Source organism: Amycolatopsis dongchuanensis, from assembly GCF_039542405.1.
Taxonomy (GTDB): domain Bacteria; phylum Actinomycetota; class Actinomycetes; order Mycobacteriales; family Pseudonocardiaceae; genus Amycolatopsis_E; species Amycolatopsis_E sacchari.
In genome coordinates this window covers 125,905-147,069 of record NZ_BAABIB010000018.1, presented here as the reverse complement: position 1 = coordinate 147,069, position 21,165 = coordinate 125,905, and the positions used below count along the sequence as shown (strand labels likewise).

Here is a 21,165-nt window from a genome sequence, read left to right as displayed (position 1 = left end):
ACAGTCTAGGCGCTGCCGTGGCCCGGTCCGGCCATGCGCGGAATGGCGAAGACGGGCGATGCGCGTGGTGGCCACCGGCTGGTGGACTGGCCGTCATGACCGGGAAGAAGAGAGCGGCGCGGGACGGGGTCTGGGAACGGTTCGGCGCTTTCGTGTACGAACCGTTCATCCACCGCGGCGAACGGCTGGGCATGACCGAACGCCGGGCGGAACTGCTGCGTGGGGCGCGGGGCAGGGTGGTCGAAATCGGCGCGGGGACCGGGCTCAACGTGCGGCACTACCCGCGGGAGGTCGATCAGGTCCTGCTCACGGAGCCGGTGCCGGCGATGTACCGGAGGCTGTCCCGCCGCGCGGCGGGCCGGGAGTCGGTGCACGTGGTTCAGACCACTGCGGACGCGCTGCCGGTGCCCGACCACAGCGTCGACACGGTGGTGTCCACGCTCGTGCTGTGCACGGTCCCCGAGGTCGACCGCGTGCTCGCCGAACTCGTGCGCGTGCTGCGGCCGGGCGGCAGGCTGCTGTTCTGCGAGCACGTGCGGGCCGAGGACACCAGGCTGGCCCGCAGGCAGTCACGGCTGGCCGGGCCGTGGGCCGCGTTCGCCCAGGGGTGCCGGTGCGACCGCGACACGCTCGGGCTCATCGGCCGGCGCTTCGAGACCTTGGACGTGGACACGGCGGCGTGGCGCGGGATGCCGTCGGTGGTCCGCCCGCTCGTCACGGGCGTGGCGCGGCCACTCAACTGAGGTCTCCCCGGCTCGACGGCGATCGCCTCGTGCGGTAGGTGTCGTAGGTGCACCTGAACCGTGACGCGGAGGGAGGAGCCGTGCTGCGTTCCCGGAAGTGGGTCGAGGACGGTACCCGGTTGTTCACCGCACAGGTGGCCGCCCTGGACGAGCAGGGGATGGCGCAGCCGAGCCTCCTGCCCGGCTGGACGCGCAAACACGTCGTGGCCCACGTCGCCGCCAACGCGGAGGCGCTCGGGAACCTCGTGCACTGGGCGAAGACCGGCGAGCCCACCCCCATGTACCCGTCTCGCGAACAACGCGACGCCGACATCGAGGCGGGTGCCGCGCTTCCCGCGTCGCGGCTGGTGGCGTGGCTGGAGGAGGCGGTGCGCGAGCTGGACACCGCGATGGACGGCCTGTCCGGCACCCGGTGGCAGGCCGAGGTCCGCACCGCGCAGGGCAAACCGGTGCCCGCCACGGCGATCCCCTGGCTCCGGGCCCGGGAGGTCTGGCTGCACACCGTCGACCTCGGCACCGGCGTGACCTTCGCGGACCTCCCCGGCGAGTTCCTGACCGAGCTCGTGGCGGACGTCCAGGCGCAGCGCGGCCTCACCACCGTTCCCGACGGACCGCTGCCCGAGGTCGCCGCCTACCTCACCGGGCGCCCCCACTCGCTCGTGAACGCGCCCGACCTCGGGCCCTGGCTCTAGGTGTACTTGGCGTTACGTTGGGACGGCGTGGTATGCGCACTCGGTTTGGAGCGTTCGGTACTGCAGCGGCGAAGTCGCGGGAGATGACGTAGTTCTTGGCGTTGTCGGTCAGGATTCGCTGGACGTGGGGGATGCCGTGGTCGGCGAACCAGGCGGCGGCGCGAAGCAGGAAGGCCGCGCGGGTGCGGCCTTGTTCGTCGTCGAGGATTTCGGCGTAGGCCAGGCGGGAGTGGTCGTCGATGGCAGCGTGGACGTAGTCGTAGCCCCCTCCGCGTTCGGCGCGCGGCCGAGTGCCGCGGCCGTGGGCTCGCCAGCCGCCACCGGGCGGGATTTTCCCGATCTTCTTCACGTCGAGGTGGATCAGGTCGCCAGGTGCGGGGTGTTCCGCGCTGACCCGGCTCGGCGAGTGGTGTGGACGGCTTGAGCGACCAGGTCGACCGGGCCTGCCGGTCCTTCCTCGCGGTAGCGGCGCACCCAGCGGTGCGCACACCGCCGACGACACCCCCAACTCCTTCGCGACATGCGCCACCGGTCTGGACCACACGCCGACGTCCCAGAGCACTACATCCAAGCAGCCCCTCCCGCGGCCAGTTCCTTCGCCAGCTCACGCAGGGTCGCCGCCGGGAGCACGCCGCGGCGGGCGAGGTCCAGGACGCTCGTCGTCGCCGGGAGGGTGACCAACTCCGTCCTGGTCAGGTCCGGCAAGTGCCGTTCCAGCACTGCACGCAGCTCCACCCGGTCCCGCAGCTCCGCCAGCGGCGCGCCGAGCAGGTCCCGCGCGGGCAGGTCGGCCGGCAGCGGCTCGGCGAGTGCCGCCGCCCTCGCCGCCTGCGCGCGGACCAGCAGGTGCTCCGGCCCCGGTTCGCCGTCCCACGGGATGCCGAGCCGCTCGAACTGGCTGCGCGGCGCCTCGTTGTCGTGCATCAGCCGGGCCAGCAGCCGGAGCATGCGCAGCTCCGTCTCGTCGTCGGGGATGGGGTGCTCCTGACCGGGATCGGCTTCGAGGTCGAACAGCAGCGTGCCGTGCCGCCACGGGTTCATCCAGCCGCCGCTGGCCGGCACGCGCATCGTCCGCAGCCCCTTGGTGAAGGAGAACGGCTCGGCCGGTTCCCACGCGGACAGCTCACGAGGCGAGAACCGCGCCCGCATGCGGGTCGGCATCAGCGTGTACTCCTCCAGCGGCCCGTTGTCCTCGCTCACCACGGCCCGCATGTACACGAACCGGCCGTCGGTGACGTTGACGTGCCCGCCGTGGACCCCGAACAGCGCACCCGAACGCGTGCGGCCCCGCGTGCCGAGGTCCGAGCCCTGCATGTCCGGCGGCGGTTCGATCCCGAAGAACCCCAGCACCGTCGGCGCGATGTCGATGGTCTGGCACAGCTCGCCCCGCCGCGTGCCCGCCTCGCCCGTGCGCGGGTCCCACAGGAACATCGGCACGTGCACCAGTTCGCCGAACCACGGCGGCATGCCCTTCGCCCACCAGCCGTGCTCGCCGAGCAGGAAACCGTGGTCGGTGTTGACGACCAGCATCGTGTCGCGCCACAGGTCGTGCGCGTCCATGAAGTCCAGCACCCGGCCCAGCGAGCGGTCGCACATCGACACGAGCGCGGCGTACTCCAGCCGCGCGTGCTCGACCTGGTCCGCGGGTTCGGTCACCTTCGCGTACGGCGGCCAGTCGAACTCCGGGCCGTCGTAGCCGTGCGGGTACAGGTCCTTGTACCGCTGCTGCGTGAAGAACGGCTCGTGCGGGTCGAACAGCTCCAGCTGCAGCAGCCACCGGTCGGCGTCCACATTGGACTCCAGGAACTCCAGCCCCGCGTCGACCGTGCGGGTCTGCGGGTGCTCCGCCTCCGTCGGGAGGTACCGGCGGTTGATCGCGTCCTGCCGCCGCAGCGCGCCCTGCACCCCCGGCCCGGCGGCGGGCGCGTCCACGATCCCCTTCCACGGGTCGCCTTCCTGGCCGCGGAAGAACTCCCACGTCGAATACCGCGTGTGGTAGGTCGCGCCGCCGTCCTCCCAGTAGTGCGGGTGGTCCGACGCCAGGTGGGTGTGCACCCCGGCGTCCCGGAGCAGCTGCGGCATCGAATCGTCGAACGGTTCGAGCGGGCCCCAGGCGCGGTGCAGGAAGTTGTACCGGCCCGTGTGCAGCTCCCGGCGCGCCGGCATGCAGGGCATCGACCCGGCGTAGAAGTTGTCGAAGGTCACCGACTTCTCCGCCAGCCGCGTGAAGTTGGGCGCCTTGACGAACGTGTCGGCGTACGGCGGCAGCAGGTGCCGGTTGAGGCTGTCGAACATCAGGATGATCGCGCGCATACCCGTCCTTTCGGCGGTCGTCACGGGGTGGGCAGCTCCACCTTCGGCCTGCGGGGATCCGGCGTGTACGGGATGACGTCGGCGGTTTCCAGGTACCAGCGCAGGATTTCGTCGCGCATCCGCTGTTCGACCGCGGCGTGCTCGGGCCTGCCCGCGAGGTTCACGCTCTCGTGCGGATCAGCGACCCGGTCGTACAGCTCAGGTCCCTCGTACAGGCGGTGCACGTAGGTCCACGACCGGTCCCGCACCGCGACCACCTTGCCGACCAGCCGGGGGTTCGCGTGCTGCAGCTCGCCCTTGCGGTCGTAGGGGTAGGCGGGCCGTTCCAGCTGCGGCTCCTCCTCGACGGTGAACCCGGCTTCGGAGAAAGCGTATTCCCGGTGCACCTCCACCTCGCCCCGCAGCCGCGGCAGGAGGCTGCGCCCGAAGTGGCGGTGCGTGTCGTCGGGAACGTCGCACAGCTCCAGGAGCGTGGGGAACACGTCGATCAGCTCGACCATGTCGTCCACCACCTCCCCCTCGGGGACGCCCGGTCCGGCGAGGATCAGCGGGTCCCGCGTGATGTTGGGGCTCATCGACGTCGGCCACTTCTCGACGAGACCGAAGTCGCCGAGGTACTCGCCGTGGTCGGCGAAGAAGGCGGTGACCGTGTTCTCCCCCGCCGCCGCGAGAACCCGGCCGAGGTGATCGTCCATTCTGGACACCATCGCGTAGTACGTTGCGATGATCTCCCGCCACTTCCCCGGCGTCATGCGGTCCAGCCCGTAGCCCTCGCGGATCGCCTGGTGGAAGGCCGGTTCGCCGGACCCCGGCGGCAGCGGGTCCGGCATCTCGTCGCGGTCGTACATCGAGAACCACGGCTCGGCCGCCTTGAACGGCACGTGCGGGGCGAGCAGCGGGACGAACAGCACCCACGGTTCGGGCGGCGGCTTCGCCAGCCACTGCTCGGCGGACCGGATGGCCGCCTCGTCGAAGTCGACGCTCTCCTCGACCCGCCCCAGGTAGAAGGTCCGGGCGGCGAGATCGTCGTCATAGTCGGCCTGGGCGGGCCAGGTCACCTCCGGCGGCACCGAGAAGCCGTACTCGTGCACGCTGGCCTCGGTCCCGCCCGGCGCGAACGTGTCGCCCCGCTCCCCCACCCACGTCACGTGGTAACCGTTGTCCTTGAACGACTTCAGGAAGTTCGGCTGGTCGGGGCGCAGCAGGTGGGTGAGCGTGCGGTACCCCGCCACGTGCGGGTACCAGCCGGTCAGGAACGACGCCCGGCTCGGCGAGCACACGGGGTGCTGCACGAAGGCGTTGGTGAACCGGGTGCCCCTCGCGGCGAGCGCGTCGAGGTTCGGCGTGCGGACGTGCGGGTTGCCGAAGCAGCCGACCGCGTCCGCGCGCAGCTGGTCGGGCACGAACACGACGACGTTGGGGCGTGCCATCAGCGGCCTTTCGGAACTCGGAGTGTGGGCAGCGGGGCCTGCGCGTGCCACGAGACGGTGACGGCACCGTTGTCCGGGTGCAGGCGGGCTTCGAGATCGTCGGCGAGCTCCGCGCGCCCGGTCGCCCTCAGGTGCGCTGCGTACTCCTCCGGCTTGCTGTAGAGCGTCGGCCCGGTCTGCAGCGAGGTCTGCATCGGGTCAGGCAGCGCGCCCGGCGTGCCCGCGTACCGGTGCCACCACTCGAAAAGGTGCGAGCGCATCCTCATCAGCAGGTCCGGTTCCTCGGCGCTGAGATCGTGTTCCAGGTGCGGGTCACGGGTGACGTCGAACAGCGACTCCCACTCGGCGCGGAACGAACCGGGGTGGTAGGTCCGGATGTAGAGGTGGTCGCGGGTGCGCACGGAACGCTGGAACGTGTGCGCGCCGTGGCCGAGCACGAGGTACTCGCGTTGTTCGATCGGCTCGCCCCGCAGCGCGGGTGCGAAGGACCGCCCCTGCCACTTCTCCGGGATTTCGATGCCCAGCAACTCGCAGATCGTCGGGGCGTAATCGATGTTATACAGCAGGGAATCGTCGCTGCCCCGCTCGGTGACGCCGGGCCAGTGGACGATCATCGGCAGCCGGTGCACGGGTTCGCTGGCCAGCCCGTGCTCGCCGTAGGAACCCAGTTCCCCGAACGCCTCGCCGTGGTCCGCGCTCACCACGATCGCCGTCTCCTCGTCGAGCCCGAAGTCCTCGATCGCCTTGAGCAGCCTGCCGAAGTGGTGGTCCCAGTACAGGATCGCGCCGTCGTAGCCGTTGATCATGTGCACGAAGTCGGCGCGGGTGCGGATCTCCTCCGGCAGGTTGTGCGGCACCGGCGACGGCCGCGAGCCACCCGCGTAGTGCAGGTCGAGCGCGGTGCGCGGGCCGTAGATCTCGGCGTGCCGGTCGATCGCGGCCTGGTCGGGCCAGTCCGGCGGAGGCCCGCTTTCGGCCGCCCGCTGTGTCCACTCCGGACCCTGGAGGTAGTCCATGTGCGGGTCCCAGTAGGTGATGTGCAGGTAGAAGTCCTCGTCCCGGTGACGGGAGATCCAGTCCACGGCGGTGTCGGTGACGATCTCCGCGGGCTCGTTGCCGATGTCCGGCGTCGCCTGGATGTGCTCGCGGAAGTTGCCCTCGAAGAAGTACGCGCGGTGGCGCTCGGCGAACGACGACACCGCCGCCGTGCGGTAACCCGCTTTCGTCAGCACCTGCCCCAGCAGCGGGCGCCCGGGGTACGGGCGGTGCCCGGTGTCGAGCCGGAACCGCGCGGCCTCGCCCGCATGCCCGACGACGCCGTTGGTGATGCCGAACTGCCCGCTGGTCAACGCGGTGCGCGAAGGCAGGCACGGCGAGTCGGAGCAGTAGTACCGGTCGAAGCGGACGCTCCGCTCGGCGAGCCGGTCGAGGTTCGGCGTGATGGACCGCTGGTAGCCGTACGGCCCGGTGTGGTCGGGCCGCAGGCTGTCCACGTCGACGTAGATGATCTTCATGCCACCTCCACCTTCCCGGTCAGCGGGAGGTCCGCGCTGGACGTGCCCACGTGGACCAGGAACGTCCCGGGCTCCACCTGCCAGCCGCCGTCCCAGTGGGACAGGGCACGCGCCCCGATCCGCACGACGACCTCCACGGTCTCCCCCGGTTCCGCCCGGACCACCGACCACCCGGCGAGCCAGCGCACGGGGCGGTCCAGCTCGCTCTCCGGCCGGGACAGGTACACCTGCACGACCTGCTTGCCCGCCCGCGTCCCGACGTTGGTCAAGCGGACCGCCGCCGTCAGTCCTCCCCCTGCGGGGACCGACTCGGGCACGTCGAGGTCGTCCAGGCGCCAGGTCGTGTAGCCGAGCCCGTGCCCGAAGGGGTAGGCCGGTTCGCGCCCGGCCCGCAGCCACGCCCGGTAGCCGATGTGCACGCCCTCGGTGTAGTCGAGGACGCCGTCGACCGGATCGGTGGACAACACGGGCACGTCCTCCTCGCTCGCGGGCCACGAGGTGGGCAGGCGACCGCCGGGCTCGGCGACGCCGAGCAGGACGTCGGCCAGCGCGTGCCCGAACTCCTGCCCGGGGAACCAGGTCAGCAGCACCGCCGCGACCTGCTCGCGCCACGGCATGAGCACGGGCGAGCCCGAGTTGACCACGACCACGGTGCGCGGGTTGGCCGCGGCGACCGCCCGCACGAGGTCGTCCTGCCGTCCCGGCAGCGCCAGCGACGTCCGGTCGGCCCCCTCCGTCTCGACCCGTCCCGTGGTGCCGACCACCACGAGCGCGACCTCCGCCGTGCGGGCCGACTCGACGGCTCTCGCGATCTCGGCGTCGGGGTCGTCCACCGCGGGCTCGATCCCGAACGCCAGCGACACCGAGCCCGTGCGGCCGGCGCGGGTGGTCAGGTCGTGCACGACCCGCAGCTCGACCTCCTGCTCCTCGACCAGCTCCGCGACGCCGGACTCGGCGGGCGGCGCGAACAGCCCCGTGCCGAGGAGGTCCCCGGTCCGGTCGGCGGTCACCACGGGCACGCCATCGACGGACAGCGTCGTGCGGCCGACCGCCGCTACCCCGAGCACCGTGCGGCCCCCGGTTTCGGGCCGGTACCTCGTCACGATCTCCAGCGTCACCGCGCCGGCCGCGCTCGTGCCGAACCAGATCAGGTCGGTGGAGAACCGATCCTCGGCGAACACCTCGCCGCCGTCGGCGTCGAGGAAGCGCACCCGCACACCCGGTTCGCCGGTGACCGGATTCGTCAGGCGCGCTAGGGGAAGCGGCAGCGGGCCGTCGGTGATCACCGCACCGGTGTCGTACCGGACGTCGGCGCCGGAAAGCGCTTCCCGGAGCCCCGTCAGCACGGGCACGGTCGTGGGCGGGGCCACCTTCGCACTGCCACCGCCTTGCGTACGCGCCACCGTCGCGGCCTGCCCGGACACCGCGACCGACCGCACGCCGCGCCACGGCAGCTCGCCGTTTTCGTTGCGCAGCAGGACCATGCCCTCGGTCGCCGCCACCCTCGGCAGGTCACCCGGCGGCGGTGGCGGCGTGGAGAGAGCGCTTTCTTCGCCGAGCGCGCCGACCTTCGACGCGAGCCAGAGGATGCGGCGCACCTTCTCGTCGATCACCGACTCCGGCACCCGCCCGTCTCGCACCGCGCGGGCCAGCTCCTCGCCCCACGGTCCGTCCGGCCCCGGCATCGCCACGTCCTGCCCGGCGAGCGCGCTGGCGACCGTGGTGCGCACCGCCGTCCAGTCGGAGATCACCGGGCCCTCGAAGCCCCATTCGTCCGCCAGCGGGCTGCGCAGCAGGTCGTTCTCGGTCATCGCGGCGCCGTTGACCCCGTTGTACGCCGACATGATCGCCCAGGCCCCGCCCTGCACCACCGCCAGCTCGAACGGCAGCAGGTACACCTCACGCAGGGTGCGCTCGCCGACCCGCACGTCGACCGTATGCCGCTCGTTCTCGGAGTCGTTGGCCACGTAGTGCTTCGGCACCGCCGCCACGCCGTACTCCTGCAGGCCCCGCACGTACGCGGCGGCGAGCACACCCGACAGCAGCGGGTCCTCGGAGAAGCACTCGAAATGCCTGCCGCCCAGCGGGCTGCGGTGGAGGTTGATCGTCGGCCCGAGCACCGCGTGCACCCCCTTGCGCCGGGCCTCGCCCGCGAGCACGGCGCCGTACCGCGCGGCGAGCGCCTCGTCCCAGCTGGCGGCGAGCGCGGTGCCCGACGGCAGGTTCAGCGACGGGTCGCGCTCGTCCAGGTGCTCGCCACGCACCCCGGACGGCCCGTCGGACATCAGCATCGAGCGCAGTCCCACGGCGGGTTCCGCCGCGGTGCGCCAGAAACTGGCCCCCGTGAGCAGTCGGATCTTCTGGTCGAGATCGAGCCGGTCCGGCAAGACGTTCCTCCCCTTGTTCTTCGGTTCACCAGGCACGGACGGCGATCCCCCAGCGGGCGAGTTCGAGTATCCGTTCCCTGGGCACCACTCCGCAGCGCGCGGCCCAGGCCGCCCACTCACGCGCCAGTTCCCGCACCACGTCCGGCTGCGAACCGGCCACATCGGACAGTTCCGTCGGATCGGTGTCCAGGTCGTACAGCTCCCAGTCCGCCGGGTACTCCCGCACGAGCTTCCACTTCCCGCGGCGGACGGCGGCGTTGCCGATGTGCTCGTAGAACTGGCAGCGCTCCTCGGAATCCGGTGCGCCACGCCAGGAACCGAGCATGCTCATCCCTTCCAGCGGCAGCGGTGCGTCGTCCGGATAGGACACTCCCGTGGCTTCGAGCACGGTGGGCACGAAGTCCGGCAGGTAGTGCGGTACCCCGGTCAAGGTGCCCGCCCGGTCGCCGAGCCCGGCGGGCCAGTGGACGATGAACGGGCTCGCGATGCCGCCCTCGTGCGTCCAGCGCTTGAAGAACCGGAACGGGGTGTTGGACACGTTCGCCCAGGCCTTGCCGTACATCTGGTACGTGTCGTCGCTGCCGGGCAGGTACTGCGGCTGCGGTCCCACGTGGACCGGGCCGCCGTCGCGAGCCGCGGCGGGCACCACGCTGAAGCCCCTCGCTGCGTACTCGCTGCCGAGCCCGGGCGGGAGCTCCTCCGCGCACCCGCCGTTGTCGGACAGGAAGACGAACATCGTGTTGTCGAGCTTTCCCTTGGCGCGCAGGGTTTCCACGATCCGCCCGATCCCGCGGTCCATGGCCTCGACCTGCGCGGCGTAGACCTCCATCTTCCGCTGTTCCCAGTCGCGGTGCTCGGCGTCCTCCCAGGCCGGGACGTCGGGATCCCGCGGGCTGACTTCCGTGTCCTCGCCGAGGATGCCGAGTTCGCGCATCTTCTCGACGCGCCGTTGCCGGACCACGTCCCAGCCTTCCCGGTACCGGCCGCGGCAGCGCTCGATATCGCTTTCCCGTGCGTGCAAGGGGAAGTGTGGTGCGGTGTAGGCGACGTAGCAGAAGAAGGGCTCGTCGCCGTGCCCGTCGAGGAACTCGACCGCCGCGTCGGTGACCGCGTCCGTGAAGTAGTAGTCCGGGTCCGCCGCCGCTTCCGCCGAAATGTCCTCTTCGCCCCGCTTGAGCCGGATCGGCGCGAAGTAGTTCCCGCATCCGGCAAGGGTTCCGTAGTAGTGCTGGAAACCCCGCCGCGTCGGCCACGAGTCGTTTGGCGTGGTGGTGTCGTGCGACAGGTGCCACTTGCCCGACAGGTACGTGGTGTAGCCGCCGGCGGCGAGCACCTCGGCGACGGTGCGGCAGCGGTCGTTGAGGCTGCCGGGGTAGCCGCCGGGGCCGTCGTTCCAGTTCAGCACGCCGATCCCGGTCTGGTGCGGGTGGAGCCCGGTCAGCAGCGAGGCGCGCGACGGGCTGCACCGCGCGGTGGTGGTGAAGCGCGTCATCCGCACGCCGTTCGCGGCCAGCGCGTCCAGGTTCGGCGTCTCGATCTCCCCGCCGTAGCACCCGAGATCGGAGTAGCCGAGGTCGTCGGCCAGCACCAGCAAGATGTTCGGACGCTCCGTCATACCGCGGCCTTCCCTTCCGTGAGCAGCAGTTCCCCGGCGAAGTGGCAGGCCGCGCCGTGCCCGCCCTCGGGCAGGACCGGTGACTGCTCGACGCAGATCGTGCGTTCGGGGTGGGTGAGCGGGCCGATCGGGCAGCGGGTCCGGAACCGGCAGCCGGACGGCGGGTTCTTCGGGCTCGGCAGGTCACCGGTCAGCACGATCCGTTCCCGCTCGCGCTCCATCGACGGCGAGGACGACAGCAGCGACACCGTGTACGGGTGCTGCGGAGCGCGGTAGACGTCCTCGGCGGGCCCGGTCTCCACGATCCGGCCGAGGTACATCACCGCGACCCGGTCGCTGATCGAGCGCACCACGGCGAGGTCGTGCGCGATGAACAGGTAGCCGAGGCCGAGCCGGTCCCGCAGGTCGGTGAGCAGGTTCATCACCTGCGCCTGGATCGAGACGTCCAAAGCGGACACCGGCTCGTCGAGGACGAGGCACTCCGGCTCGACGGCGAGCGCCCGCGCGATCCCGATCCGCTGCCGCTGCCCGCCGGAGAACGCGTGCGGGTACCGGTCGAGGTGCCGTTCCCCGAGGCCGACCAGCTCCAGCAGCTCGACCGACCGGGCCCGCCGCTGCGCCGGTGCCACCCCGGCGACCTCCAGCGCCTCGTCGAGCACCTGCCGGATGGTGCGGCGCGGGTTGAGCGAGGCGTACGGGTCCTGGAAGACGTACTGCACCTTGCGGCGGGCGGCCGCGACCTCACGTCGCGACATCTCCGTGAAGTCCTTGCCCAGCACGCGGATCCCGCCCGACACCGGCTCGTTGATGCCGACGACCGTGCGCGCCAGCGTCGACTTGCCGCAGCCGGATTCGCCGACCAGGCCGAGCGTCTCGCCCGCGTGCACGCGCAGGCCGACGCCGTCGACCGCGTACACCGGATCCCGCCGGCCACCTACGTTGACCCGCAGGTCCTCGATCTCCAGTACCGGTTTTTCCCCCGGCGCCACGCGCGCTGCCGTCGTCGCGGGCTCTTTCGGTGTCTCAACGGCATCCACCGGGAACCAGCACGCCACCTCGCGGCCATCGGCGAAGGGGGTGAGCCCGGGCTTCTCCTCACGGCACCGGTCCTGCGCGAGCGCACAACGCGGGTGGAACGCGCAGCCCGTCGGCAGGTGCGCGGGATCCGGGGCCTGGCCGGGGATCGCGTACAGCCGTCGTCGCACGTCGTCGAGCCTGGGCATGGCCCGCAACAGGTCCCGCGTGTACGGGTGGGCGGGCCCGGCGAACACCTCCGCCACCGTGCCGGTCTCGACGATCCGTCCGCCGTACATCACGGCGAGCTCGTCGCACAGCTCCGCGACCACGCCCATGTCGTGGGTGATGAGCAGGACGGCCACACCGATCCGGTCCCGCAGCTCCGCCAGCAGGCGCAGGATCTGCGCCTGGATCGTGACGTCGAGCGCCGTGGTCGGCTCGTCGGCGACCAGCAGCGCGGGGTCGCCCGCCAGCGCCATCGCGATGACGACCCGCTGGCGCATGCCGCCGGAGAACTGGTGCGGGTGCTCGCCCGCCCGCCGTTCCGCGTCGGGGATGCCGACCAGTTCGAGCAGTTCGACGGCACGCCGGTGCGCCTCGCGGCGGGAGGTGCCGTGCACGATCAGCGCCTCGGCGACCTGCGCGCCGATCGTCATCACGGGGTTGAGCGAGGCCTGCGGGTCCTGGAAGACCATCGCGATCCGCTCGCCGCGGACCGAACGCATCTCCCGCTCGGGCAGCGCGAGCAGGTCCTGCCCGTCGAACCGCACCGTGCCACCGGTGACCCGGCCCGGCTCCGGCACCATCCGCATCAAGGTCCTCGCCGTCACGGACTTGCCGGAGCCGGATTCGCCGACCAGGCCGACGATGTGCCCGCGGCGCACCCGCAGCGACACCCCGTCCACGGCGACGGTCTGTCCGAACTGGACACGAAGGTCCTCGGCTTCCAGTACCAGATCGGTCATTTCCGGGTCACCGCCTCGTTGAGCGCGTCGGAGAGCAGGCTGAAGGACAGGGCGAGCAGGATCAGCACCACCGTGGGCCCGAGCACGTAGGACGGCGCGAGCGAGAGGAAGCGGACACCGGTGTTGAGCAGCATCCCGAGTGACGGCTGCGGTGGCTGGATGCCGAGGCCCACGATGGACAGCCCGGTCTCCAGGAAGATCGCGATCACCATGGCGATCGCGGTGTGCACGATGATCGCGTCCAGCGAGTTCGGCAGGATGTGCCGGACGAGCACCTTCCACCGCGAGATGCCGAGCACGCGGGCCGCGAGCACGTACTCGCGCTGTTCCTGGGACAGCATCGCCGCGCGGGCGAGCCGACCGAACCCGGGGAGTCCGAAGAGGACGATCGTGACCGTCAGCGAGGCGATGCCGGGTCCCATGATCAGCACGATCACGATGCCGAGGATGAGGCTGGGGAACCCGACGATGATGTCGAAGACCCGCTGCACGGCCAGCCCGAGCGGGCGGGACAGCGTGCCGACCACGCCGAGCAGCGTGCCCAGGATCCCGCTCAGCGGCACGCCGACGAACAGCAGCACCAGGTCGGACCGCAGCCCGTAGAGCGTCCGCACGAACACGTCGCGGCCCAGTTCGTCCGTGCCGAAGGGGTGCTGCCACGACGGGGAGAGGAACGTGTCGGCCGACTGCTGGTCGTAGCCGCTGGAGAACAGCGGAACCAGCAGTGCCGCGCCGACGAGGAGGACGAGCAGCGACACGGCGACCACGCCACGCGGCCGGCGCACGGCGTCGAGGTAACGCCACCAGCCCTCGCGTGCCCTGGTCCCGGCGGCCCGCGTGACGGGGGCCGCGACGGCGGTGGCGGTCATGCGGGTGCTCCTTCCAGGCGGATGCGGGGATCGAGGACCGAAAGCGCTATCTCGGTGAGCAGCTGGATGACCACCGCGATCGCGACCGCGAGCAGGATCAGCGTCTGCAGCACGAGGTAGTCGCGCTGGTTCACGCTGCTCACGGCGAGCGCGCCGAGCCCGTTGCGGGCGAAGGTCGCTTCGATGACGACCGCGCCGCCCAGCAGTTCGCCGACCCGCATGCCGAAGCTGACCAGCGCGGAGGCGAGCGAGTTCCGCAGCACGTGCCGCAAGGTGATCCGGGTGCCGGAAGCGCCCTTCGCGACGGCGGTCTGCACGAACTCCTCCGACCGCGACTGCCACATCGCGCTCTGCAGCAGCCGCGCGATCTGCGCGGCCTGGGGCAGCGCGAGCGCGAACGCGGGCAGCAGCAGGTACTGGATGCCGATCTCGGGATCGGCCAGCAGCGAGACCTCGCCGGACACCGGCAGGATCCGCCAGAACACCCCGAGCAGCAACGCGAGCACCAGCCCGGTCAGGAACGGCGGCACCGCGAGCAGCAGCGAGCACAGCACGTCCAGGAAGCTCTTGGCGGCCCGGCCGCGGGCCGAGCCCGCCGCGACGCCCAGCGCCACCCCGATCACGACCATGAACAGCGCGGCCAGCACCGCGAGCTGGAGCGTCGAACCGAGGCGGTCGCCGACCAGCTGCGTCACCGGGCGATGGGTCACATAGGACTGTCCGAAGTCGCCGGTGAACACCCCGCCGATCCAGTGCAGGTACTGGGTCACCAGCGGCCGGTCGAGGCCGAGCTGGGTGCGGATGGCGGCGATGTCGGCGGGTGTGGCCTCGGGCCCGGCCACCGCGACGGCGGGGTCGCCCGGCGCGAGCCGGGGCAGCACGAACGCCAGTATCGACGTCACGAACAGCACGAGCAGTGCCGAGGGGATTCTGCGTACCAGGAATCGGGTCATGGCTACACCAGGTAGGTATCGGTGAGGACGAAGCTGCCGACGGCGGTCTGGCCCAGGTCGCGGACCCGGTTGGACTGCACGTTGACCGCCTGCGTCACGAGGAAGCACTGCTCGAACGCCTGCTCCTGCAGGTACGTGCCCAGCCGCCGCACGGCGGGCTGCCGTTGTCCGGGCGACGCGGTGAGCACCTGGTTCATCACGGTGGCGTATTCGGGACTTTCGAACCGGGAGGCGTTCTTCAACGCGAAGGCCGGCACGGAGCTGACGAACGTGGCGGCGGACATGTCGGACAGCCCGTAGCCGTTGAGGAACAGTTCGCCTTCGAGGCTGCTGTTGGCCATCCGGCGCGTGAAGTCGACCGTGTCCAGCACCCGGACGGCCACGCGCAGCCCGGCCGCTTCCAGGTCGTACCGCACGACCTCCGCGAGGCTGCGGGCCGCCTGGATGCCGATCACGTCCATGGTCACCCGCGCCCCGGCCGCGCCGGCGCCCGCGATCATCGCCTTGGCGCGGGCCGGGTCGTAGGTGTAGGCGGCCGCCTGCGCGGCGTCCCAGCCGGGTTCCTTCCGCGTCCACCACAGGCTGCTGCTTTCGCCGTAGCCGGCGAAGATCTGGTTCAGCGCGCGTTTGCGGTCGACGGCGTACCCGACCGCCTGCCGCACCTCGACCTTGTCGAACGGCGGCTTCGTCACGTTCATGCCGGCCGAGTAGGCGACCGAGATGCCCTGGTTCACGGTGAACCGGTCGTCTGTGGACAGTCCCCTGGCGTCCATCGGCCCCACCCCGTAGGCGATGTGCGCCCGCCCGCCCCGGATCGCCGTGACGAGCGCGGTGGGGTCGGTGATCAGCGGCTGCTCGATCCGGTCGAGGTAGGGCCGTCCCGGGACGCGGTAACCGGTGTTGCGCACCAGGGTCAGCTGCGAACCCGGCGTCCACGACTCCCACCGGAACGGCCCGGTGCCGATCACGGCGCTGCCGTCGTCGAGCCCGCGTGCGGACTCCTCGTCGACGACGGAGCAGAACTGGAACAGGTCGAACAGGTTGCTCGCCTGCCTGCTCAGCCGCAGCACGACGGTGTGCGCGTCGGGCGCGCTCATGTCCTTGATGAGCTTGCTGATCGAGCTGACCTGTGACTGCGCGGCGGGCTGGGTGGTGCGCCGGAGCGAGAACATCACGTCCTGCGCGGTCATCGGCCGTCCGGTGTGGAACCGCACGTCGTCGCGCAGGCGCAGGGTGACCGTCCGGCCGCCGTCGGCCAGCTCCCACGACGTGGCGAGCGCCGGCTGCGGGGTGCCCGAACTGTCGTACGCCGTCAGCGTTTCGAAGACGAGGTCGCGCCAGGTCGTCGAGGTCGGGCCCTGCGACTGGACCCGCGCCGGGGTGGGTTCGCTGTTGACCGCGAGGATGAGCGTGCCGCCCTGCCGGGGGCCGCCGCCGTCGGCACCGCGTGCTTCGTTCACCGCGAGCCGGCAGCCACCGAGGGTCAGCGCACCGAGCCCGGCGAGGCCGAGCAGCGCTGTTCTCCGGGGTAGTTCCGGGATGTTCCTGCCGGACGCCATGGGCGGTCCGTCCTTCCTGCGCCGTCGTTGGCGCGCACCAGCCGCGTCGTTGGGGTGGAAGGACTGTAGGCAGAAAAACCTATCAACTGAATGGTTTGTTACTCGTTCGTTACCGGTCGTCCGGCGCGAGGCCGCGGAGGTAGGTCTCGAGGAACTCCCGGAACACCTGGGGCATGTCGACGGTTTCGGGGTCGAGCAGCCACTGGATCTGCAGCCCGTCCATGACCGCCATGATCACCGCGGACGCCCCGTCGAGGTCCGCGTCGGCCCGCAGTTCGCCCTCGTCACGGGCACTGCGCAGCCGCTGCGCGACGCGCTCCCGCACCGTCGCGTAACGGTCGAGGAAGTACTGGCGCGCGGGGTGCCCCGGGCTCACGGACTCCCCCGCGAGCACCGTGTACAGCCGGACCAGCCCGACCTGCCTGGCGTTGAGGTCCACCAGGTCGAGCAGGTAGCGGATCGCGTCGAGGCCGCGCCCCTCCCCGAGGCGCTCGTTGAAGGCCGTCTGCTCCTCGTCACGCAGCCGCAGCACCTCCTCCAGCAGCTCTTCCTTGGAGGAGAAGTGGTGCAGCAGCCCGGCCTGGCTCAGGCCGACCATCTCCGCGATCTCCCGCATCGACGTCGCCCGGAAACCCTGCTCCGCGAACGCGCGGAGGGCGGCGAGCAGGATCTCCCGGCGGCGGGCCCGGCCTTTCGCGTAGCCACGGGCGTTGTCAGACGGCATGCCCGGAACGTTAGCGGCAGTCAGATATCGGCGGCGGTGCGGAACCCCAGGTTCCCGCTCGAACTGTCCGGGGTGTTCGCGGTGCGGGCCGCGACCCGGTACCGGTTGCAGTACGAGTCGTGGCACAGGTAGGAACCGCCGCGCATGGCCCGGTTCGCCCGCGCCGGGTCGAACCAGTCCGCGCACCACTCCCACACGTTGCCCGAGACGTTGTAGAGCCCGAAACCGTTGGGCTGGAACGCGTCCACGGGTGCCGTCCCGGCGAACCCGTCCTCCTCGGTGTTGTGCACCGGGAAGCGGCCCTGCCAGATGTTGCAGCGGTGCTCACCGTCCGGGGTCAGCTCGTCACCCCACGGGTAGCGGGCCTGGTCGAGCCCGCCGCGGGCGGCGTACTCCCACTCCACCTCGGTCGGCAGCCGGCGGCCCGCCCACGCGCAGTAGGCCGTCGCGTCGTTCCAGGACACGTGCACCACGGGGTGGTCCCAGCGGTCCTCGACGTCGCTGCCCGGGCCTTCCGGCGCCCGCCAGTACGCCCCGGCCACCCCGCACCACCACGGCGTCTGCTCCGGGCGCGGCGCCCCCTTCCGCAGGTGCGCTGGCACGAACTTGGCGAACACGTACGTCCAGCCGAACCGCTCCGCCTCCGTGCGGTAGCCCGTGGCGTCGACGAACTCGGCGAACCGCGCGTTCGTCACCGCGTACGCGTCGATCGCGAACGGGCCGACCGTGACTTCGCGGACCGGGCCCTCGTGGTCCTCGGGGAAGCCGTCCTCGTCCTCCGTGCCCATCCGGAAAGTGCCGCCGGGCAACGAAATCAGCCCGTCGGCGTCGGGAGCCCGCACGGGCCCCGCCTGCGGCACGACGGCGGACGGCGCGGCGGACCGCGAAGGTGGGCAGCATCCGGACACGCTGGGTACCTCCTGTCTTTCCGTCCACAGTAGCTTCCCGGCCCGGGTGCCCCGTTAGGCTGTCGCTGTGGCCGAGATCGCTCCGGAATCGCCGTTCGCCCTGCTGTCGGAGGACGAACGGCGGGCGTGGTTCGCCTACATGAAGGTGCACCTGCGGCTGCGGTACGAGATGAACCGGCAGTTGCGGGCCGACCACGGGCTTTCGCTCGCCGACTTCGACGTGCTCGTCGCGCTGACCAGCGACGAGGACGCCACGCTGTCCGTCTCCGACCTGGCGGTCCGCATCGGCTGGGAACGCAGCCGGGTCAGCCACCACGTCCGCCGCATGGCCGGGCGTGGATTGGTCCAGACCAGCGTGAGCGCCGAGGACAAGCGGGTCACGGTGGTTTCGCTGACGGCTTCGGGGCGGGAAACCCTGGCCACCGCCTCACCGAGCCACATCGCCCTGGTGCGGACGATGTTCCTCGACGCGCTCGACGACCACGGCACAGGCGAATTCGCGGAGTGGTTCGAGAAGATCTACGACAACCTCATCACCCACGGCACGCTGCCGCGCCCCGTCGACCACCCGTGACGCGCGGGGTTCACGTGAGGATCGTGTAGACCTTCGCGATGAGCCCGTTCTCCATTAGGCAGATGTCCATGCCCCGCACGGCGGGCGGCTGCCCCTCCGGCCCGAAGTTCCAGGCCAGGACACCGAGATCGTGGTTGACGTGGATCGGCCCGGCTTCGGAGAACACGAACCCCGGCGCCTCGTCGAGCAACCGCTGAGCCTTGGCGTGGATCGCTTCGCGCCCGACCACGACCTCCTCGGGGTCGGCGAAGACGACACCCTCCGCATAGGTCCGCTCGACGGCGGCAGCCCGCCGCCGCGGGTCCCGCTCCCCGAACACCTCGTGCAGGTTCGCCTTCATCAGCGACTCGATCTCCGACATGCGTGAAGTGTCACGCAAGCAGGTGGGGTGGTCAAGCCCGCCCGCCCGTCAGGAGGCGACGAACAGGAACGCGGGGTGGTGCCGGACCACGGCGACCACGGGCTGGGACACGACGGGGAACACCGGGCGCACCTCGCCGCTGGGCGCGGTGGGATCCCGCTTCCGTTCCGGCCCTCACCGGCCGCGGAACGTGGCGCGGTAGGCGGTGGGCGAAACCCCCAGCTCCGCCTTCAGGTGCAACCGCAGCGAACCGGCCGTGCCGAACCCGGTCGCGACCGCGATCTCGTCGACCGGCAGGTCGGTGCTTTCCAGCAGGGCACAGGCCCGCTCGACACGCTGCCGCGCGAGCCATCGCCCCGGCGACGTACCGAGTTCGTCCCGGAACCGGCGGGTGAAGGTGCGCGTGCTCGTCGCTTCCCGCGCCGCCAGCTCCCGCAGCGTGACGGGCCGGTGCAGGTTCTCCAGCGCCCACTCGCGGGCGCGGCCGGTCGAGGAGGTCCGCGGCTCCGGCACCGGCCGGTTCAGGTACTGCGCCTGCCCGCCGTCGCGGTGCGGTGGGACGACGGTGCCGCGGGCGACCTCGTTGGCGACCGCGGCACCGTGATCGCCGCGGATCATGTGCAGGCACAGGTCGATGCCCGCGGCCGCACCGGCCGAAGTGAGGATTCCGCCGTCGTCGGTGTAGAGCACGTCGAGGTCGAACGTGACGTCCGGGAACCGCTCCCGCACCCGCGGTGACGAGCGCCAGTGCGTGGCCGCCCGGCGGCCGTCGAGCAGCCCGGCCGCCGCCAGCACGAACGACCCCGTGCAGATCGAGGCGATCCGCGTGCCGGGCCGGATACCCGCCAGCGCCGCGGCCAGCGCGGGGTCGAGCAGGTCGTCCCGGGGCTCGTAGTCGGCGTCCGAGCCCGGGACGACGACGGTGTCGGCCTCGGCCGGCGCCTCGGGCCCGGCGGGTACGGCGATGGTGAAATCCGCGTCGGTCCGCACGTCCCCGGGCACGGGTGTGCACGTGACGACCTCGTAGAGCGGCGCGCCGTCCGCGCCCCGTGCCTGCCCGAACAACCGGTGGACGAGGCTCAGCTCGAAGGGCAGCACGCCGTCGCGGACCAGGACGGCCAGCCGGTGGCGGCCGTCACCGGCGAAAACGGTCATGGCCCGATCTTCGCACATGTTGTCCATCAGGCCAGTCGCCGTCGCGGTCCGGCCGGCCGAGGATCGGGGCATGAACGTTTTGTGGATCCTCGCCCACCCCGAACCCCGCTCCCTGAACGGATTCCTCGCCGGGGAGGGGCAGCGCGCGCTGCGGGCCGAAGGGCACGAGGTCGAGGTGTCGGACCTCTACGCGATGGGCTGGAACCCCGTCGTCGACGCGGCCGGATACGGCCACGACCCCGCGGAGCGGTTCCAGGTCGCCGCCGCCGCGAAGCGCGGGTACGGCAGTGGCGCGCTGAGCGCGGACATCCGGGGCGAGCAGGAGAAGATCGACCGGGCGGACACGATCGTCGTCCAGTTCCCGCTGTGGTGGTTCGGCCTGCCCGCCATCCTCAAGGGCTGGTTCGACCGGGTCTGGCACCAGGGCTACGCGTACGGCCTGCGTGGACCCGGCGGCGAGTGGCTCGGGTACGGCGACGGGTTCCTCGCGGGCAAGCGCGCGATGGCCGTGGTGACGATGGGCGGGCCGGCGTGGTTCTACGGCGAGCGCGGCATCCACGGCTCCGTCGGCGAACTGCTGTTCCCGCTGCAGCACGGCACGCTGTTCTACGCCGGCGCGGAGGTGCTCCCGCCGGTGCTGTTCCCCGGCGCCGACCGGTTCACCCCCGAGGACGCCGGGAACGCGGCGAAGGAGCTGCGCGAGCGCCTGCTCGCGATCCCGGACACCGAGCCGATCCCGTACCGGAAGCAGAACGGCGGGGACTACGACGAGAGGTTCGTGCTGCGGCCGGACGTGGCGCCGGGGTCGACCGGGCTGGGCGCGCACCTGATCACCTGTACGACCACGCGGGGCTCGTGTTAGCCTCTCGCCGTGCGGTGCCGGCTGACGTCCCAGCGACTCGTAGTAGCCCGGCGCGCCGGCTGAGCCAGGTCGCCGGCGCGCGGTTTCGCGACCGCTGACGACGCGGCTCCTCTTTCGGGACCTGGCCCGGATCCCAGCCACTTCCTCATCCGTGGAGATCCGCCATGACCAGCCCCGCTTTCCTCGCTGACCGCACCTCCCGCCCGGCGCTGCCGGTGCGGCGCCGCATCGCCGCCTACTTCACCGGCGGCGTCGGCGCCGTCCCGGAGCTGGCGGGCCTGCTCGCCCGCCGGAGCCGCACCGTGCACGAGCTGTCCGTCGACATCCGGGACGGCGTCAGGGAAAGCGGGCTGGTCTGCACGGTCCTGCTGCCCGCCGACGAGGTCGAGGCGCTGCTCACGGACCTCCGCGCACTGCCTGGCGTGGTGTCGGCCGAACTGGCCTGAGGGCGGTCGGTTGCGGCTGGGCGGATTGTGCTCGGCTGCCTGCCCGGGTGCCGGGGTCCACCGGGCGTGACCGCCCTG

General features: G+C 71.6%; 18 protein-coding genes and 1 pseudogene. 5 read left to right on the top strand and 14 right to left on the bottom strand.

The window, feature by feature from the left end; all coding sequences use genetic code 11:
* The first annotated feature begins 95 nt into the window (after positions 1-95).
* The gene (locus tag ABFX51_RS04225) at positions 96-743 is read left to right on the top strand and encodes a class I SAM-dependent methyltransferase (RefSeq protein WP_091506125.1); all 648 of its coding nucleotides are present in this window, start codon (positions 96-98) and stop codon (positions 741-743) included.
* 80 nt (positions 744-823) lie between these two features.
* Entirely contained in the window at positions 824-1,435 is a 612-nt protein-coding gene (locus ABFX51_RS04220; RefSeq protein WP_091506254.1) for a maleylpyruvate isomerase family mycothiol-dependent enzyme, read from the top strand.
* An 88-nt stretch (positions 1,436-1,523) separates the two neighbouring features.
* Here ABFX51_RS04220 and ABFX51_RS04215 read toward each other — a convergent pair.
* The 12 genes and pseudogenes from ABFX51_RS04215 to ABFX51_RS04160 form a co-directional block, all read right to left on the bottom strand.
* A pseudogene (locus tag ABFX51_RS04215) lies at positions 1,524-1,921 on the bottom strand (DDE-type integrase/transposase/recombinase); the annotation flags it as partial.
* 75 nt (positions 1,922-1,996) lie between these two features.
* Positions 1,997-3,748 (bottom strand): sulfatase family protein, encoded by a 1,752-nt coding sequence (locus tag ABFX51_RS04210; RefSeq protein ID WP_346052297.1) that lies wholly within the window; start codon positions 3,746-3,748, stop codon positions 1,997-1,999.
* 20 nt (positions 3,749-3,768) lie between these two features.
* Complete coding sequence (locus ABFX51_RS04205; RefSeq protein WP_346052295.1) at positions 3,769-5,178, bottom strand: sulfatase family protein; 1,410 nt, start codon at positions 5,176-5,178, stop codon at positions 3,769-3,771.
* Positions 5,178-6,692, bottom strand: a complete 1,515-nt coding sequence (locus ABFX51_RS04200) for a sulfatase family protein (protein WP_346052293.1) — start codon at positions 6,690-6,692, stop codon at positions 5,178-5,180. Before ABFX51_RS04200 ends, ABFX51_RS04205 begins: the two co-directional genes overlap by 1 nt.
* Positions 6,689-9,079 (bottom strand): beta-glucosidase family protein, encoded by a 2,391-nt coding sequence (locus ABFX51_RS04195; protein ID WP_177228634.1) that lies wholly within the window; start codon positions 9,077-9,079, stop codon positions 6,689-6,691. The genes ABFX51_RS04200 and ABFX51_RS04195 overlap by 4 nt, the downstream gene beginning before the upstream one ends.
* Before the next feature lie 25 nt (positions 9,080-9,104).
* The gene (locus tag ABFX51_RS04190; protein ID WP_346052291.1) at positions 9,105-10,694 is read right to left on the bottom strand and encodes an arylsulfatase; all 1,590 of its coding nucleotides are present in this window, start codon (positions 10,692-10,694) and stop codon (positions 9,105-9,107) included.
* Positions 10,691-12,676, bottom strand: coding sequence for an ABC transporter ATP-binding protein (locus tag ABFX51_RS04185; RefSeq protein ID WP_346052289.1), 1,986 nt, complete (start codon positions 12,674-12,676; stop codon positions 10,691-10,693). The genes ABFX51_RS04190 and ABFX51_RS04185 overlap by 4 nt, the downstream gene beginning before the upstream one ends.
* Complete coding sequence (locus ABFX51_RS04180) at positions 12,673-13,545, bottom strand: ABC transporter permease (protein ID WP_091506114.1); 873 nt, start codon at positions 13,543-13,545, stop codon at positions 12,673-12,675. The genes ABFX51_RS04185 and ABFX51_RS04180 overlap by 4 nt, the downstream gene beginning before the upstream one ends.
* The gene (locus tag ABFX51_RS04175; RefSeq protein WP_091506112.1) at positions 13,542-14,498 is read right to left on the bottom strand and encodes an ABC transporter permease; all 957 of its coding nucleotides are present in this window, start codon (positions 14,496-14,498) and stop codon (positions 13,542-13,544) included. The genes ABFX51_RS04180 and ABFX51_RS04175 overlap by 4 nt, the downstream gene beginning before the upstream one ends.
* Before the next feature lie 2 nt (positions 14,499-14,500).
* Positions 14,501-16,057 (bottom strand): ABC transporter substrate-binding protein, encoded by a 1,557-nt coding sequence (locus tag ABFX51_RS04170; protein WP_346052286.1) that lies wholly within the window; start codon positions 16,055-16,057, stop codon positions 14,501-14,503.
* A gap of 109 nt (positions 16,058-16,166) precedes the next feature.
* On the bottom strand, positions 16,167-16,781 hold the full coding sequence (locus ABFX51_RS04165; RefSeq protein WP_091506109.1) for a TetR/AcrR family transcriptional regulator: 615 nt from the start codon (positions 16,779-16,781) through the stop codon (positions 16,167-16,169).
* Positions 16,782-16,801: 20 nt separating this feature from the next.
* Positions 16,802-17,689: a formylglycine-generating enzyme family protein gene (locus ABFX51_RS04160; RefSeq protein WP_091506107.1), complete on the bottom strand. Its 888-nt coding sequence runs from the start codon at positions 17,687-17,689 to the stop codon at positions 16,802-16,804.
* A gap of 67 nt (positions 17,690-17,756) precedes the next feature.
* Here ABFX51_RS04160 and ABFX51_RS04155 point away from each other — a divergent pair, with 67 nt between their 5' ends.
* Positions 17,757-18,263, top strand: coding sequence for a MarR family winged helix-turn-helix transcriptional regulator (locus ABFX51_RS04155; RefSeq protein WP_346052284.1), 507 nt, complete (start codon positions 17,757-17,759; stop codon positions 18,261-18,263).
* A 10-nt stretch (positions 18,264-18,273) separates the two neighbouring features.
* On the opposite strand, the gene ABFX51_RS04150 is transcribed toward ABFX51_RS04155, so the two are convergent.
* On the bottom strand, positions 18,274-18,624 hold the full coding sequence (locus ABFX51_RS04150; RefSeq protein ID WP_346052282.1) for a nuclear transport factor 2 family protein: 351 nt from the start codon (positions 18,622-18,624) through the stop codon (positions 18,274-18,276).
* Positions 18,625-18,798: 174 nt separating this feature from the next.
* On the bottom strand, positions 18,799-19,806 hold the full coding sequence (locus tag ABFX51_RS04145) for a GlxA family transcriptional regulator (RefSeq protein ID WP_346052386.1): 1,008 nt from the start codon (positions 19,804-19,806) through the stop codon (positions 18,799-18,801).
* 43 nt (positions 19,807-19,849) lie between these two features.
* Here ABFX51_RS04145 and ABFX51_RS04140 point away from each other — a divergent pair, with 43 nt between their 5' ends.
* Complete coding sequence (locus ABFX51_RS04140; protein WP_346052280.1) at positions 19,850-20,641, top strand: NAD(P)H-dependent oxidoreductase; 792 nt, start codon at positions 19,850-19,852, stop codon at positions 20,639-20,641.
* A 164-nt stretch (positions 20,642-20,805) separates the two neighbouring features.
* Positions 20,806-21,087 carry a hypothetical protein gene (locus ABFX51_RS04135; protein WP_346052278.1) on the top strand — a complete coding sequence of 94 codons (282 nt, stop codon included), beginning with the start codon at positions 20,806-20,808 and terminating at the stop codon, positions 21,085-21,087.
* Positions 21,088-21,165 lie beyond the last annotated feature (78 nt).

Excerpts from the sequence above, each read along its gene's own strand:
- ABFX51_RS04225 (WP_091506125.1), top strand. The coding sequence starts at position 96 with ATGACCGGGAAGAAGAGAGCGGCGCGGGACGGGGTCTGGGAACGGTTC.
- ABFX51_RS04210 (WP_346052297.1), bottom strand. The coding sequence starts at position 3,748 with ATGCGCGCGATCATCCTGATGTTCGACAGCCTCAACCGGCACCTGCTG.
- ABFX51_RS04205 (WP_346052295.1), bottom strand. The coding sequence starts at position 5,178 with ATGGCACGCCCCAACGTCGTCGTGTTCGTGCCCGACCAGCTGCGCGCG.
- ABFX51_RS04200 (WP_346052293.1), bottom strand. The coding sequence starts at position 6,692 with ATGAAGATCATCTACGTCGACGTGGACAGCCTGCGGCCCGACCACACC.
- ABFX51_RS04190 (WP_346052291.1), bottom strand. The coding sequence starts at position 10,694 with ATGACGGAGCGTCCGAACATCTTGCTGGTGCTGGCCGACGACCTCGGC.
- ABFX51_RS04185 (WP_346052289.1), bottom strand. The coding sequence starts at position 12,676 with ATGACCGATCTGGTACTGGAAGCCGAGGACCTTCGTGTCCAGTTCGGA.
- ABFX51_RS04180 (WP_091506114.1), bottom strand. The coding sequence starts at position 13,545 with ATGACCGCCACCGCCGTCGCGGCCCCCGTCACGCGGGCCGCCGGGACC.
- ABFX51_RS04175 (WP_091506112.1), bottom strand. The coding sequence starts at position 14,498 with ATGACCCGATTCCTGGTACGCAGAATCCCCTCGGCACTGCTCGTGCTG.
- ABFX51_RS04170 (WP_346052286.1), bottom strand. The coding sequence starts at position 16,057 with ATGGCGTCCGGCAGGAACATCCCGGAACTACCCCGGAGAACAGCGCTG.
- ABFX51_RS04165 (WP_091506109.1), bottom strand. The coding sequence starts at position 16,781 with ATGCCGTCTGACAACGCCCGTGGCTACGCGAAAGGCCGGGCCCGCCGC.
- ABFX51_RS04150 (WP_346052282.1), bottom strand. The coding sequence starts at position 18,624 with ATGTCGGAGATCGAGTCGCTGATGAAGGCGAACCTGCACGAGGTGTTC.
- ABFX51_RS04145 (WP_346052386.1), bottom strand. The coding sequence starts at position 19,806 with ATGGACAACATGTGCGAAGATCGGGCCATGACCGTTTTCGCCGGTGAC.
- ABFX51_RS04140 (WP_346052280.1), top strand. The coding sequence starts at position 19,850 with ATGAACGTTTTGTGGATCCTCGCCCACCCCGAACCCCGCTCCCTGAAC.
- ABFX51_RS04135 (WP_346052278.1), top strand. The coding sequence starts at position 20,806 with ATGACCAGCCCCGCTTTCCTCGCTGACCGCACCTCCCGCCCGGCGCTG.